The sequence below is a fragment of the Acutalibacter intestini genome, assembly GCF_034334985.1.
GTDB classification, from domain to species: domain Bacteria; phylum Bacillota; class Clostridia; order Oscillospirales; family Acutalibacteraceae; genus Acutalibacter; species Acutalibacter intestini.
Genome location: NZ_JAWXXL010000018.1, coordinates 35,475 through 48,565 on the forward strand (window position 1 = coordinate 35,475; position 13,091 = coordinate 48,565).

At 58.1% G+C, this 13,091-nt stretch carries 13 protein-coding genes and 1 pseudogene; 6 read left to right on the forward strand and 8 right to left on the reverse strand.

Going from position 1 to position 13,091, the window contains the following annotated elements:
- Positions 1-52 precede the first annotated feature (52 nt).
- Positions 53-202: a hypothetical protein gene (locus tag U8U68_RS13275; RefSeq protein ID WP_322201543.1), complete on the forward strand. Its 150-nt coding sequence runs from the start codon at positions 53-55 to the stop codon at positions 200-202.
- A 51-nt stretch (positions 203-253) separates the two neighbouring features.
- A pseudogene (locus tag U8U68_RS13280) lies at positions 254-777 on the forward strand (recombinase family protein).
- A gap of 39 nt (positions 778-816) precedes the next feature.
- On the opposite strand, the gene U8U68_RS13285 reads toward U8U68_RS13280, so the two are convergent.
- From U8U68_RS13285 to U8U68_RS13295, 3 genes are read right to left on the reverse strand one after another with little or no spacing between them, the layout of a single operon-like run.
- Positions 817-1,635, reverse strand: a complete 819-nt coding sequence (locus tag U8U68_RS13285; protein ID WP_322201545.1) for an HAD family hydrolase — start codon at positions 1,633-1,635, stop codon at positions 817-819.
- Complete coding sequence (locus U8U68_RS13290; protein WP_322201547.1) at positions 1,632-1,940, reverse strand: nucleoside triphosphate pyrophosphohydrolase family protein; 309 nt, start codon at positions 1,938-1,940, stop codon at positions 1,632-1,634. Before U8U68_RS13290 ends, U8U68_RS13285 begins: the two co-directional genes overlap by 4 nt.
- On the reverse strand, positions 1,937-2,824 hold the full coding sequence (locus U8U68_RS13295) for an aldose 1-epimerase family protein (protein ID WP_322201549.1): 888 nt from the start codon (positions 2,822-2,824) through the stop codon (positions 1,937-1,939). The genes U8U68_RS13290 and U8U68_RS13295 overlap by 4 nt, the downstream gene beginning before the upstream one ends.
- Before the next feature lie 468 nt (positions 2,825-3,292).
- Between U8U68_RS13295 and U8U68_RS13300 the strand changes: the two genes are divergently transcribed.
- The 4 genes from U8U68_RS13300 to U8U68_RS13315 are packed head-to-tail and all read left to right on the forward strand — an operon-like array spanning position 3,293 to position 5,519.
- Positions 3,293-4,318 carry an SPFH domain-containing protein gene (locus U8U68_RS13300; RefSeq protein ID WP_322201551.1) on the forward strand — a complete coding sequence of 342 codons (1,026 nt, stop codon included), beginning with the start codon at positions 3,293-3,295 and terminating at the stop codon, positions 4,316-4,318.
- 4 nt (positions 4,319-4,322) lie between these two features.
- Complete coding sequence (locus U8U68_RS13305) at positions 4,323-4,529, forward strand: type II toxin-antitoxin system antitoxin (RefSeq protein ID WP_322201553.1); 207 nt, start codon at positions 4,323-4,325, stop codon at positions 4,527-4,529.
- 43 nt (positions 4,530-4,572) lie between these two features.
- Positions 4,573-4,962, forward strand: coding sequence for a NusG domain II-containing protein (locus tag U8U68_RS13310; protein ID WP_322201555.1), 390 nt, complete (start codon positions 4,573-4,575; stop codon positions 4,960-4,962).
- A gap of 29 nt (positions 4,963-4,991) precedes the next feature.
- A complete protein-coding gene (locus U8U68_RS13315) occupies positions 4,992-5,519 on the forward strand; it encodes a Gx transporter family protein (RefSeq protein ID WP_322201556.1) in 528 nt (175 codons plus the stop codon).
- A 407-nt stretch (positions 5,520-5,926) separates the two neighbouring features.
- Here U8U68_RS13315 and tagD read toward each other — a convergent pair whose 3' ends face one another.
- The 5 genes from tagD to U8U68_RS13340 all read right to left on the reverse strand — a co-directional run bounded on the left by tagD (position 5,927) and on the right by U8U68_RS13340 (position 12,944).
- Positions 5,927-6,316 carry a glycerol-3-phosphate cytidylyltransferase gene (gene tagD, locus U8U68_RS13320; RefSeq protein WP_322201558.1) on the reverse strand — a complete coding sequence of 130 codons (390 nt, stop codon included), beginning with the start codon at positions 6,314-6,316 and terminating at the stop codon, positions 5,927-5,929.
- A 658-nt stretch (positions 6,317-6,974) separates the two neighbouring features.
- On the reverse strand, positions 6,975-9,554 hold the full coding sequence (gene polA / locus U8U68_RS13325; RefSeq protein WP_322201560.1) for a DNA polymerase I: 2,580 nt from the start codon (positions 9,552-9,554) through the stop codon (positions 6,975-6,977).
- Positions 9,551-10,645 carry a tRNA dihydrouridine synthase DusB gene (dusB, locus tag U8U68_RS13330; RefSeq protein WP_322201562.1) on the reverse strand — a complete coding sequence of 365 codons (1,095 nt, stop codon included), beginning with the start codon at positions 10,643-10,645 and terminating at the stop codon, positions 9,551-9,553. The genes polA and dusB overlap by 4 nt, the downstream gene beginning before the upstream one ends.
- 78 nt (positions 10,646-10,723) lie before the next feature.
- Positions 10,724-11,479 carry a sugar phosphate isomerase/epimerase family protein gene (locus U8U68_RS13335; protein ID WP_322201564.1) on the reverse strand — a complete coding sequence of 252 codons (756 nt, stop codon included), beginning with the start codon at positions 11,477-11,479 and terminating at the stop codon, positions 10,724-10,726.
- 193 nt (positions 11,480-11,672) lie between these two features.
- Positions 11,673-12,944: a M28 family metallopeptidase gene (locus tag U8U68_RS13340; protein WP_322201566.1), complete on the reverse strand. Its 1,272-nt coding sequence runs from the start codon at positions 12,942-12,944 to the stop codon at positions 11,673-11,675.
- Positions 12,945-13,091 lie beyond the last annotated feature (147 nt).

A 13,091-nucleotide genomic window follows, 5' to 3' on the forward strand; every position in this document is an offset into this window, starting at 1 on the left:
GACCGTGTTTCGGAGTTTTCAAACAGACTCTAAGCTTTGCGAAGGTATATAGATGAAAAATGTCAAAAAAATTCATAATGGGGAACACCAAAAGAATGAAACTGACGAAGCAGAAAACTTTGATTTCTTTATAAATGCTATGGTGCAGGCGGCTGAAAAATACAGAAGATTTGTTTTGCAGGAACTGGACTGGGTTGCGTAGGCTTACGCAACCTTACATATCGCATTTTTCCAAATTATAGGAGCTGTCAGAATGAACAGAGAAGGGAGAAAATGTGTTCTGTATCCAAGAGTAAGTACCGAGATACCGGTTGACGGATATAGCCTTGAGGGTCAGAAGAATAGCTTGAAACGGTTTGCAGACCGTGAGGAAATGGAAGTTGTCAGTATCTATGAAGATGCAGGAAAATTGGGGAAGTCCATCGAGGGCGACCCGTATTTAAGAAAATGCTGTCCGACATAAAAAACGGGTTGAAAATAGAGTGTATCCTGGTCTATAAACTTTCACGTTTTGGGAGAAATGTGGCGGATATTCTAAATTCATTGAAGTTTGTTCCGTCTTATGGGATGAACCTTATCTGCATTGAGGAGGGGATTGATTCATCCCAGACAAGCGGAAAACTGCTCATATTTGTCCTGTCAGCGGTTGCAGAGGTTGCGCGGGAAAATATCACTGAGCAGACCATGAACGGACGCAGGGAAAAAGCAAGGCAGGGCGGTTGGAATGGCGGCTTTTGCGGGAAAGGGGTAATCCTGTTGAACCCCTCTGCCTCCTAACCTACGCCCCCGCAGCTCCATCTCAATAATTCCCCCTGTCTACAAAATATACCTACGCACTGCCTCGGCCAGCCCCCACTGGTCATGGGCGGCCGTGACATGCGCTGCGGCCGCCAGGGCCGCTGGCGCAGCGTCTGCCACTGCCACCGAGCACCCCGCCGCTTGCAGCATGGTCAGGTCATTGCCGTTATCCCCTATGGCCATCAGCTCTTCCCGTTTCAGCCCCAGGGCTTCGGCCAGTGCCTTTAGGGCCGCGCCCTTATGGGCTGTCTCGCTGTTAATCTCCATATTGTCCGCAATGCTGGAGGTGATCCGCAGCCCGCCCAGAGCCCTTAGCCGCCGCCACAGCTCTTCCCGGATCTCTGGGGGCAGATAGGGCAGGTTCAGCTTTTCCGGGCACATTCCAGTTTCCCGCAACATATGCCCCAGGTCCTCTACCAGATGATAGTCCTTGTCCTCCACCAGCCAGTGCTTCTTTTTGGGCAGCATCTCAGCCAGGGCCCGCCGCCGCAGGTTCCGGCTGGTAACAGGGCTGCCGTGGGTATAGTACTCAATATAGAGGTCGTAGTCCTCCAGGATCTCCTGGATCTCCTGGGCCTGAGGGTTGGGAATAAGGTTTTCCGCCAAAGGGCGGTCCTCTTGCAGGTCGTAGACCATGCCGCCGTTGGAGGTGATTACGTACCGCACAGGCAGCGCCCGAACACTTTTGGGCAAAAAGTTCAGCATCCGCCCCGTGGCGGGCACCAGTTCTACGCCCCTTTCTGCCGCGGCCAATAGGGCTAAACGGTTGGGCTCTGGAAGCTCCCAATGGTTCACAATGGTGGTGCCGTCCAAGTCAAAGGCCAACAGCTTGATCATGTCTGCTCCTCCACCCGGCGCAGTACGCCGTTTTCTGCCACATAGCGCCGGTTTTGGTTGATCTGCACCTTGCGCAGCACCTCATCCTCCAGGTCCACGCCTAAAATTTCCGCCAGCCCCAGCAGGTAGATGGCCACATCGGCCAGCTCCTCTCCCAGATCCGGAAGCTTCTTGCGATAGGCGGCGTAGGCCTCGCCCACCTCGCCATACAGGTGGCAGAACTCCATGTTCACATCGGTGATGTTGAAGCCGTGGTCCACCTTATTTTTATACACATCTTTTTGCAGCTGTTTCCAATCCGTCATGGCCGCAGCACCTTTACCAAAAAGCGATGGACGCTTTTCTCTCCTGGGGCCAGGGCGGCCATGCCCTTCTTCTTCTCAAACACGTCCCCCTCACTTTGCAGGGTGGCACAGCCGGTCCAGGGTTCCAGGCAGACGTAGGGCCCGTCGTTCACAGCGGACCACACCCCTAGCAGGGGGAAGCCGCTAAAGTCCATCTCAATGCCCTTGCCGGTGGCCTTGTTCACAATACGGATGATATGAGAGTTCAGCCCCTCAAACACCAGGGCGTCCTGGTAAAAGAGACTGTGCCGCAGGGGGACCTCGGTCTGGTTCTCCATCGTAAAGGCATGGCGGTCCCAGTCGATGAGGCCGGTGGTAAGGTCAATGACCGGGCACCGCTGGGTCTCGGCCTGAGAGAACTGAAGGGTGTAGTCCTCAAAAGCGGCCTTCTCTCCTACCGGCAGGTTAAAGCCCGGATGCCCCCCCACCGAGAAGGGCAGAGGTACGCCGCCCGTGTTCTCCACCGTAAAGGTTGTGGTCAGCCCGCCGTTTTCCAGGGTATAGGTCACTGTAAAGGCGAAATCAAAGGGATAGGCCTCTTTGGTCTCGTCAGAGGCCCGAAGGGTCAGGGCAACGCTATTTCCAGCAGGCTCCTCTTCCGCAGTAAATTCAGAAGTGCGGGCAAAGCCGTGGCGGCCCATATGGTACCATTTGCCGCCGATTTGGGTTTTACCCTCCCGCAGAGCCCCCACAATAGGAAACAGCACAGGCGCGTGGCCGCCCCAGTAGGCCTTGTCCCCCACCCAGATATACTCGAAGCCGTCAGGCCCGGTAAGGGAGACCAGCTGGGCCCCCAGAGAATCAATTTTCGCGGTAAAGCTTCCATCCGTAATGGTATAAAGCATGTTAAGACGCCCCTTTCGGTATTTTTCTCATTATAGCAAAGATAGGGGCCGGGTGCAAGCGGTTTTACCGCCAAGTCTCAAGAGAAAGCACACAAAGGGAGAACCCGGTCAGGGGGGCGCTGGCCGCCAGTGGCCGCCGTTCAGCGCAGATTCAGCCGGGGGCAATCGGGCGGCGTCCCCAGCCAGCGCTTTTCGCGGGTGGAACACCGCCGAAACAGTGGACCAACAGCGGCTTCCCGCCAAATAGTACCGCACCCCCACTGACAAAAGCTAGCGCAATTCGCGCCAAACGGTCCGGCATATGTGCCGCCCCTGCAAGCCGCCTGCCAAAACTCCCCAAATAATTTCAGTACAGCTATTGACATCATCTTGTTTTGATATTATAATAATATCAAACGCCGGAGCCAGCTCTACGGTGGCTCCGAAATACATAGACTGCCCCCTGGGCGGAGAAAGGGTCTCTCAATTATGGAAAACAACGAAATGACTGTCAACCGTTACACCGAAAAGCCCGCAAAGGCTGCCAGCGGCTTTGCCATGCTGCTTATGATCCTGCTGGTCTTTGCCCTGGGCGTTCTGGCCCTGGTAATGGGTATTGTCACCCTGGTGCAGTACACTGTGGAAATGGGCAACGAGGACGCTGTAAGCGCTCTGGGAATGCTGGAGCTGTTCGGCGGTGTGCTCATCATCGTGGCCGCAGGGTTTTTGTGCGCGGGCTTTCACGTGCTGAACCCCAACGAGGCCCTGGTGCTCACCCTGTTTGGCAAGTACTACGGCACCCTGAAAAAGGATGGATTCTACTGGACCAACATCTTCTGCTCGGGCATCAACCCCGGATCGGAACGAAGCAGCTTTTCTATGGGTGCCAACGGCAGTATGAACTATGTGGGCGGCGGCAACAAGAAAATCAGCCTGAAAACCATGACCCTTAATAATGAAAAACAGACCGTCAACGACGAGCGGGGCAACCCCATTATTATTGGGACCATTGTGATTTGGCGTATTGTGGACACCACAAAAGCTGTGTTCAACGTGCAGAACTACCGGACCTTCCTCTCTACCCAATGCGACTCCGCCACCCGGAACATTACCCGCATGTACCCCTATGACCTGATGGACGAGGGCGACGTAAACGAAAAAACCCTGCGGGGCAGCAGCCAGGAGATTGCGGAAATGATGCGCCAGGACCTGCAAAAGCGGGTGTCCATTGCCGGGCTGGAGATTTTGGAAGTGCGCATTACCCACCTAAGCTATGCCCCAGAGATCGCCGCCGCTATGCTGCAAAGGCAGCAGGCCGAGGCTGTGGTGGCCGCCCGGAAGAAGATTGTGGAGGGCGCCGTGGGCATGGTGGAAATGGCCCTGGACCAGCTGAACGCGGACCAGGTGGTAGAACTGGACGACGAGCGGAAAGCTGCTATGGTCAGCAACCTGCTGGTGGTGCTTTGCGGCAGTAAGGACGCCCAGCCGGTGGTGAACAGCGGCTCTATTTATTAGCAATATGGACGAGAAAAACGAGAAGGGTAAAAAGCAGATTCTGCTGCGAATATCCCCCAGCCTGTGGAAAGAGCTGGCGGCCTGGGCCGAGGATGACTTCCGGTCCATTAACGGGCAGATCGAATATCTGCTGACAGAGAGCGTCCGCAGACGCCACGGGGCCAGAAGGAGCTTCCGAAAAAAGCCTTCGGAGGATACAAAAGAGGACTGAAAAAAACGCCCTGTGTTCTCTCATTTTATTCCGGAGGCCTTTTATGAATTTACACACCCGCAAATTTCTCTCTAAGCGCGACCTTCCCTTTTTCGCCGGGGCTGCGGTGCTTCTGCTGCTGGCCCTGCTTCCCCCGGTTCTGGCGGCTCCCGGCCAAACCGCCGCGCTGCTGGTGGATGGCAAGCCCATAGCCGCCCGGCAGCTCTCCCAACTCTCGGGCCCGGAAACGCTGACCGTTACCGGGCAGGAGGGCATTGAAGTAACTGTGGAGTTTTCCCCCCAGGGCGCCCGCGTGTTGGCCTCTGGCTGCCCTGACCAGACCTGCGTGCGCACCGGCCGGATCACCCACGCCGGAGAGGCCGCTGTCTGCCTGCCGGGGCGGGTGGTACTGCGGCTGGAGGGCGGCTCTGGAATGGACGCGGAGACCTATTGACAAAAAGCTTTGTAAAAGGAGGCCCGGGAATGAGGCAAAAAGCGGAAACCGTGGCCCTTTGTGGACTGCTGGCCGCCCTGGCGCTGGTTTTTTCCATGCTGGAGGGTATGCTGCCCCCTGTGCCCGGAATGCCCCCTGGGGCCAAGCTTGGGCTCTCCAATATTGTAACCATGTACGCCGCCGGAAGCCTTGGCCTGCCCAGCGCCCTGTTTCTGGCCCTGGTAAAAGGCGGCTTCGCCCTGGCCACCCGGGGGGGGCTGGCCGGAGTGATGAGCCTTTCCGGCGGGGTAGTCAGCACGGTCTGCGCCTGGGCTCTGCTGCGCAAAACCCGGGTCGGGCTGGCGGTGGTGGGAGTATGCGGCGCCCTGGCCCACAACGGGGCCCAGCTGGCAGCAGCCTGGATCATTGCCCAGGCAGGTGTAATGGCCTATCTGCCCCTTATGATCCTCTTTGGGGTGGCCACAGGGTTTTTAACTGGCGCGGTGCTAAAAACCACCCTGCCGCCCCTGGAAAAGCTTAGCGCCTTTTTGAAGGGCAGGGGGAGCGGGAAGCTTTAGCGGCCACATAGAAGATTAGGCCAACCAGAAAGCGCGGCCCGGGTGTGGGGTTAACCCCCCGCAATCTTGCCGCAGGACGCGGCCTGTGCGCCTGTAGGGGGAATGTTTTTGGTGGAAAGCGTTCAGACCTGACCGAGGCGGCGGCCGGGCCCCTCTATTACTCAAAAAGCGTGCTCGCAAGCGGTATAAAAAAGGAGCTGCCCCGTGGGGCGGCTCCTTTCTATCTCTGTCTTAAGGCAATCCCGCAGAATTCTAAGTACCGTATTGGGCAGTCAGATTTTTCTTCAGAGTGTACAGATTGAGCGCCGTCCATCTCACCATTGACCAGCGAAAGCTGTGCGCTATCACGGAAAATCTGCAAGCAAGACGGTGCTTAAGGCGCCACCCGCGAATGGTGCGGGGTTGCCTTAATTGTGCAGGTCGTTCTTGATCTGGGTGGTAGAGATCTCCGGGGTGCGGGGCAGGTAGACCACCTGGCAGTAATCCTTCAAAAAGTCGAACTTCCCGGCCCAGTCGTCCCCCATCACAAAAGTATCCACCTTATACAGCTGCACATCCCTAATCTTTTGTTCCCAGCACTCCTCGGGGATCACCAGGTCCACATAGCGGATGGATTCCAGCAGCTGCTGGCGCTTTTGGTAGGAGAAGTAGCATTTTTTCTGCTTGCTGTTCCAGTTGAACTCGTCGGTGGAAAGGGCCACAATAAGATAGTCCCCTAGCTCCCGGGCGCGTTTCAGCAGGTTAATGTGGCCATAGTGGATTAGGTCAAAGGTCCCGTAGGTAATGACACGTTTCATGAAGAAGGTTCCTTTCAAAGATAAGATAGGCGCTCCCAGAGAGCAGCGCGAAGCAAACCGCAGAATGCGGAGGGGGACGGGGGGAAACTGGTTTCCCCCAGCAGAGCGCGAGACAGCGTCTCGCGGCCTTGACCTTAAAAGCGGCGCGCATCAAGAACCGGCGGGACCACAAAAGCGCGGCCCGGCCCCCAAGTTAAAAAGGGAGGGCCCGGCTCGCGCCGCGCTAAAAAGCAGCGCTTTTCGGCAAAGCCGAAACAGCGGAAATTCAGAAGCCGCCCGGGCCAGAGGAGCCCTGTCACCCCCAAAACGGCTTTTTTGCCAATAAGGGCGTTCCCCTGGGGAATGCTCTTGGGATGGGGGGGGGGTGGGAGCTTCTGGGGAATGTTCTGCTAGTGGGCCGCTGTTTCGGCGCTGCTTGGCAGCGGCGAAAGGCGCTGTCTATTGGCGGCGCGAGAGGGGTGACCCCTTTTTCGGTTTATGCGCCGGGGGCTTGGGGGGACCCACGCTTTCTTGTCCTCGCGCCGCAAGGGCAAGGGACCAAGGCCGCCTCCGGCGGGGAGGGGCGCTGCCCCCTCCACCCCCGCAAGGGGACTGGTCCCCTTGTCCCCACGGCGCTTCGCACCTTTTTCGATTTCAGGCCCTGGCTTTCCCTTTCTTTTTATCCTTTCGCTTCGTACCAGGTGCGGCCCGCGCCCGCCTCTGCCTGCATGGGGACCGAGAGGTTCACCGCCTGCTCCATCTCCTCCTCCAACAGCTTCTTCACCCGCTCCTGCTCCTCCTCAGGGCACTCTACAATCAGCTCGTCATGCACCTGCAAAATCATCCGGGCCCGTAGGCCCTCCTGCTCCAGCCGCCTGCTCACCCGGATCATGGCGATCTTGATAATATCCGCCGCCGCCCCCTGAATGGGCATGTTCCTGGCCACCCGCTCTCCAAAGGACCGGGTGACAAAGCTGCTGCTTTTCAGCTCCGGCAGGTATCGCCGCCGGCCGAAAAAGGTCTCTACATAGCCCCGCTCCTTGGCCTCTTGGGCCACATTCTTCATATACTGGTCCACCCCGGCGTAGTTGCGCAGGTACTCTTTAATATAGGCGTCCGCCTCCTTGCGGCTGACTCCAATGTCCTTGGACAGGGAAAACGCCCCTATGCCATACACAATGCCAAAGTTCACCGCTTTGGCCCGGCTGCGCAGCTCGCTAGTAACCAGCTCCTGGGGCATACCGAACACCCTGGCCGCTGTGGAGGCGTGGATATCGTGCCCCTGCAAAAAGTCCTCCCGCATAGCCCTGTCTCCTGCCACATGGGCCAGCACCCGCAGCTCAATCTGGCTGTAGTCCGCGTCCACCAGAACCCAGCCCGGCTGCCCGGCGGCAAAGAACTTCCGCAGCTCCCGGCCCATGGGGGTGCGCACAGGGATATTTTGCAGGTTGGGCTCTGTGCTGGAGATACGCCCCGTGCGGGTCTCGGTTTGGTTAAAGCTGGAATGGATGCGCCCGTCAGGGCCCACCACCTTTAAGAGGCCGTCGCAGTAGGTGGACTTCAGCTTGGCCACCGCCCGGTACTTCAGCACGTCGTCCACCACAGGGTGCATATACCGCAGCTCTTCCAGCACGTCGGCGTTGGTGGACCAGCCGCTTTTGGTCTTTTTGCCGTGGGGCAGACCCAGCTTGTCGAACAAGGCCTCGCCCAGCTGCTTAGGGGAGTTGATGTTAAAGGCATACCCCACCTGCTGGATAATGGCGTCGTGCAGCCGCTGGACCTCCCCCTCCATCTGCCTGCCATAGTCCTCTATGCTCTGCCTGTCCACATAAAAGCCCACGTGTTCCATCTGGGCCAGCACATAGCTTAAGGGGATCTCAATATTTTCCAGCAGCTCCCGCTGGTTGTTTTTGTCAATCTCCTTGGAGAGGGCCCCGCACAGCCCGGGCATGGCCCCAGCACAGCCCAGGGACAGGTCCTCAAAGTCCGGCAGGGCCACCCGGTACTCTGCCGCCAGCCGGGGCACGTCATAGCCTGTGGCCGAGGGGTTCAGCAGGTACGCCGCCAGGGCGGTGTCCATCCCCACGTTTTCTACCTTGCGGCCCAGCGAGAGGGCCAGCCGGTGCAGGGGCTTTATATCGTGGGTATACTTTTTAATCAGCGGGTCCGGCAGAAACGCCTGTAAAAAGGCCGTGTCCGGTTCCACCCGCCACAGCTGGTTTTTGTGGGCGAACACCAGACTCTCCAGCCCGCCGCCCTTGTCCCATTGGCAGTAGAAATAGGCCTCCCCTGCGTCCTCCAGCCTGGGCAGCAGGGGGGCGCCGTCGGGCAGCTCATTCACCCAGGGCCGGCCTGTGGCAGGAGCCGCAGCCTCCTCTGGGGCAACGGGGGCCGAGAGCCCGAACTTGTCCAAAAGGGAGAATAGCTCCAGCCGCACCATGGTCCCGGCCGCTTTCTGTGGGTCCCCTGGGCCCTTTATATAGTGGGCAATGTCCGTGTCAATGGGCGCGTTCTGGCGGATGGTGCCCAGGTCATAGCTCAAAAAGGCGTTGTCCCGGCTGGCCTCCAGCTTTTTTCGGGCGCTGGGCTTTATGGCCGGGTCCTCCAAGTTGGCGTAGATATTCTCTAACGAGCCGAAATGTTGTACCAGCTCTCCGGCCCCTTTGGGGCCGATGCCTGCCACCCCGGGGATGCAGTCTGAGCTGTCCCCCTGTATGGCCTTTAGGTCAATCATCTGCCGGGGGGTAACGCCGTACTCCTCCATAATCTTTGCCTCGTCATACACCGTGGCCTGGGGCTGGCCGAACTTGGTGGTAGCCAGGCGCACCGTGGTGCTGGGCGAAACCAGCTGTAAGCTGTCCCGGTCCCCGGTGGCAATCACGCAGCGGTTTCCCGTCTGCCCGCAGGCAGCGGCAAAGGTGCCCAGGATGTCGTCTGCCTCCCAGCCCTCGCAGGTGACGATTTTGTATCCCATATCCCCCAAAAGCTCCTGTAGCACTGGCAGCTGCTGGGCCAGCTCCTCTGGCATTCCCTTGCGATTAGACTTGTACCCAGCATACTGCTTATGCCGGAAGGTAGGGGCCCGCATGTCAAAGGCAATGGCCACCGCGTCCGGGCTGGTCTCCTCCGCCAGCTTTTTAAACATGGTGAGAAATCCATAGATGCCGTTGGTAAAGTCCCCGGCCTTGGTAGAGAGCAGCTTAATGCCATAAAAGGCCCGGTTTAGTATGCTGTTGCCATCAAGAACCAACAGCTTCATTCATATTCCTCCTTTTGCGGGGCATCTTGGCCTGTCTCCGCCGCTTTCCGCTTGGCAATTCTTGGCACTGTGCGGGTGCTGTTCACCCGTTTGCCGTTTGGCTGTAGCTGGCCGGCCTGTTCCAGCTTGGTCATTTTACGCATTCCCTGAATAATCAGGTCCAGGTCCTCCAGCTTGTGCAGGCCCACGGTCTGCCTTTTGTACCGGGAAGCCCACCGCAGCCCAGAAAGGTACCACCCCGCGTGCTTTCTCATTTCCAGCATGGCCCGGGCCTCCCCTTTATATTCACACATCCGCTGGGCGTGCAGCCGCATCACCCGCAGCTTTTCCTCCATATCCGGGGGGGGCAGGTGCTGGCGCCGGGGGCTAAAGTACAGGTTTAGGGCCCTAAAAATCCAGGGGTTGCCCAGGGCGCCCCGGCCCACCATCACCATGTCGCAGCCCGTCTCTTTTAAAAGAGCCTCCGCCGCGTCCGGCCCGCCCACGTCTCCGTTGGCAATCACAGGGATGTCCACCGCCTCCTTCACCAGGCGCATAATGCCGGGGTCTGCCTTGCCAGAGTAAAACTGGTCCCGGCTGCGCCCGTGGATGCACACCCCGTCGGCCCCGGCCTCCTGGCATATCTTGGCCACCTCTGGGGCGTTGGCGTTGCCCCAGCTCCACCCAGCCCGCATTTTTACAGTAACCGGCAGGTTTACGGCCTTTTTCACAGCAGAGACAATCTTTCCGCACAGGGCGGGGTCCCGCATCAGGGCGCAGCCCGCGCCAGACGACACAATTTTTGGGGCGGGACAGCCCATGTTAATGTCAATTCCCGCTGGGCCCAGGGCGGCCATTTTTTCAGCGGCCCGGGCCATACAGTCCGGCTCGCTGCCAAAGATCTGGATAAACACCGGCCCCTGGTCGTGGGAGATGTCCGCCAGCTCCATGGTTTTCCTGTCGTTGTAGTCCATAGCCCGAGAGCTGACCATTTCTGTAACCGTATAGGCCGCGCCAAACTCCCGGCAGAGCTGCCGGAAGGCGGCGTCGCTGGCCCCGGCCATAGGCGCCAGCGCCCCCAGGCCGTTTATTTCTACATTGCCGATTTTCATGGCTGCTCCTTTCTCTGGTAAATGCGGGGAAACAGATATTCTCCTTCCTGTTTTCCCCGCGTCCCGCTTTTTTCGGCTTTAGGCTGTCTCCAGCTTTTGGATGTTCCGCAGGCTCTGCTTCAGACAGTCAAAGGGGCTGCCCTGGCACACATCCTGTTCTACCAGAATATGCTCTGTTCCGCAGTGGGCCAGGGTTTTCAGCACCTTGCCAAAGTCAATGTTCCCCTCACCCACAGGGGCCATCACTGGCTCCCAGCCGTTTACGGCCATGTCCTTCAGGTGTACGCAGGGAATGCGCCCGGAAAGCTTCTCTAGCCAGGCGTACAAGTCCGCGCCGCCCATCTGCACCCAATAAGTATCCAGGGTAAAGCCCAGCTCGTCGGGGGCAAAGCTCTCCAGCAGAACGTCCATTACCAGCTTGCCGCCAAAGCGCTGGAACTCCACATTATGGTTGTGGTACATCAGCAGCTTCCCGGCTGCCGCAATCTTCTTTGCCGGCTCTTGATAGTCGTCGGCAAAATGCCAGAGCCATTCTGGAGAAAGATACTTTTTGGGCATCATGCCAATGCCAATGTACCGGCAGCCAAAGACCTCATGCTCTTCAATCACCGCCTGGGTGTCGTTTAAAATGCGGCCAGGTTCTGTGTGGGTCAGCACAATCTCCAGCCCGTGCTTGTCGCAGAGCTGCCGCACCCGCTGGGGGGCAATGGGCCCAATGGCGGAGAGCTGCACCGTTTGGTATCCCATTTCGGACACACGGCCCAGGGAATAGTCCAGGTCCTTTTCGTTTTGGGTGTATTCCCGAAGGGTGTAAAGTTGCGCGCCTAATTTCATAAGAAATCCCTCCAAAAGGTGAATGAATTTTACATTAAAATGATTTTACCACATTTTGGCCAGGCTTGCAAGGCTTTGTACAGAAAGGGGGGCGGCCAAAGCCGGCCCTTGCGCTCTCCTGGCAAAAAAACTTGTACCCATAGGGCCCGCGCCATGTCTTACGCACAGTCTCCTACCGGTACAAGTTCAAAGGTCATTTTTCCGCCTGGGCCTCTGCCAGTTCCTTTTTATACAGGTACTTCTCCACTTCTTTTACCATGTTCTCCGGAATCTCCCGCTTTACCGGGAAAGCCACGGCGTTCACCATATCCTGGCCAAAGGCCAGGACCGACCGGGCCGTTTTTTCCAGCGCCCCGGCGGAAAGAAAATCCAGGGTGTCAAACCGGTCGTGAATATAGGCGGCCCCCTTTGCGCCGCCCCGGCAGAAGTTCACCGCGGGCACGCCGCTATCCGCAAAGGGAATGGAATCGCTGGAGTAGATTTGCTGCTTCACCAGGGCGGAGATGCCCCGCACCTGGGCGCTGTACTCCAGGTAGTTCACCAGCTCCTGGCAGGCCGTCACCCCAATGGTGTCCCTGCCCAGCACCGGCCCGCCCACGTCCACGTTAATCATCAGCAGGTGGTCCTTCAGCTCGTCCTTGTGGGCCTTTACATAGGCCCAGCTGCCCTCCAGGCCAATCTCCTCGCTGCCGTACCACATAAACTTTACCGTGCGGCGGGGCGGGTGCTCCTTAAACCAGCGGAGTATCTCCATGTTGATCACAGACCCCGCGCCGTTGTCGTACACGCCCTTAGAAAAATCCACCGAGTCATAGTGGGCCCCAAAGGAGATGATCTCCTCTGGCTTGTCCGTGCCGGGAATGCTGGCCACCACATTGTGAGAAACCCGCTCTACCACGTCGTTTTTCAGCACAATGCGGGCCCTGGCAGCCCCCCGCCGCACCATGTCAAAAGCATCCGCCACCCGGGTGTGCACCATGGGCACATTGCCAAAAGCCCGCAGGGTGCGGCGCAGCTTGCGGGTGGAAAGGTCTGTTTCCTCCCGCTTGTCCCGCAGGTCCCCCTCCAGGGTGACAATTCCAGCCACCCCGGCTTTCATCAGGTCCCGGAACAGGGGCACCCGCAAAAAATCCTGGACCAGTACAATCTTCCCCTCCGCCCCGGCCAGGTCCACCGGGGTCTCCACATTGAGAAAGTCCGCCGTCAGGCCCCCCTGGTAGGTGTTTTTGGCGCATTTATAGCCAGTCACCGGATATGCCTGGTAGTAGGGCTCCAAAATTTCCAAGGTGGCGGTCTCTATCTCCGCGTCCTCTATCTCAAATTTTTCCAGCTGGGCGGGCACACCAATGGCCTCGCACTCCGCCTTTAAAATCTCCGCCGCCCGCAGCTCTTCTGGGGAACCTGCCACCCGGGTAAAACCGATTTTTTGCAAAAGCTCCATGGCGCGGCTGCCTGAAATGTCCATGATCATAAACTCCTTTGTTTTGGTTTACTGCCGTCCCGGGCAAAGGCCCGCTGGGCTCAACCTATGGTTTAGTTTTCTACTTCTAAGTTAACGGATCGGGTTATTGCGCATTGTCCCAGGCCGTGATACAATCGAACCATGCAAAGC

What these genes read in the sequence shown, in the direction of transcription:
- U8U68_RS13310 (WP_322201555.1), top strand. Translation starts at nt 4,573, where the DNA reads ATGAATTTACACACCCGCAAATTTCTCTCTAAGCGCGACCTTCCCTTT.
- U8U68_RS13275 (WP_322201543.1), top strand. Translation starts at nt 53, where the DNA reads ATGAAAAATGTCAAAAAAATTCATAATGGGGAACACCAAAAGAATGAA.
- U8U68_RS13305 (WP_322201553.1), top strand. Translation starts at nt 4,323, where the DNA reads ATGGACGAGAAAAACGAGAAGGGTAAAAAGCAGATTCTGCTGCGAATA.
- dusB (WP_322201562.1), bottom strand. Translation starts at nt 10,645, where the DNA reads ATGAAAATCGGCAATGTAGAAATAAACGGCCTGGGGGCGCTGGCGCCT.
- U8U68_RS13290 (WP_322201547.1), bottom strand. Translation starts at nt 1,940, where the DNA reads ATGACGGATTGGAAACAGCTGCAAAAAGATGTGTATAAAAATAAGGTG.
- tagD (WP_322201558.1), bottom strand. Translation starts at nt 6,316, where the DNA reads ATGAAACGTGTCATTACCTACGGGACCTTTGACCTAATCCACTATGGC.
- U8U68_RS13315 (WP_322201556.1), top strand. Translation starts at nt 4,992, where the DNA reads ATGAGGCAAAAAGCGGAAACCGTGGCCCTTTGTGGACTGCTGGCCGCC.
- U8U68_RS13300 (WP_322201551.1), top strand. Translation starts at nt 3,293, where the DNA reads ATGGAAAACAACGAAATGACTGTCAACCGTTACACCGAAAAGCCCGCA.
- polA (WP_322201560.1), bottom strand. Translation starts at nt 9,554, where the DNA reads ATGAAGCTGTTGGTTCTTGATGGCAACAGCATACTAAACCGGGCCTTT.
- U8U68_RS13335 (WP_322201564.1), bottom strand. Translation starts at nt 11,479, where the DNA reads ATGAAATTAGGCGCGCAACTTTACACCCTTCGGGAATACACCCAAAAC.
- U8U68_RS13340 (WP_322201566.1), bottom strand. Translation starts at nt 12,944, where the DNA reads ATGGACATTTCAGGCAGCCGCGCCATGGAGCTTTTGCAAAAAATCGGT.
- U8U68_RS13285 (WP_322201545.1), bottom strand. Translation starts at nt 1,635, where the DNA reads ATGATCAAGCTGTTGGCCTTTGACTTGGACGGCACCACCATTGTGAAC.
- U8U68_RS13295 (WP_322201549.1), bottom strand. Translation starts at nt 2,824, where the DNA reads ATGCTTTATACCATTACGGATGGAAGCTTTACCGCGAAAATTGATTCT.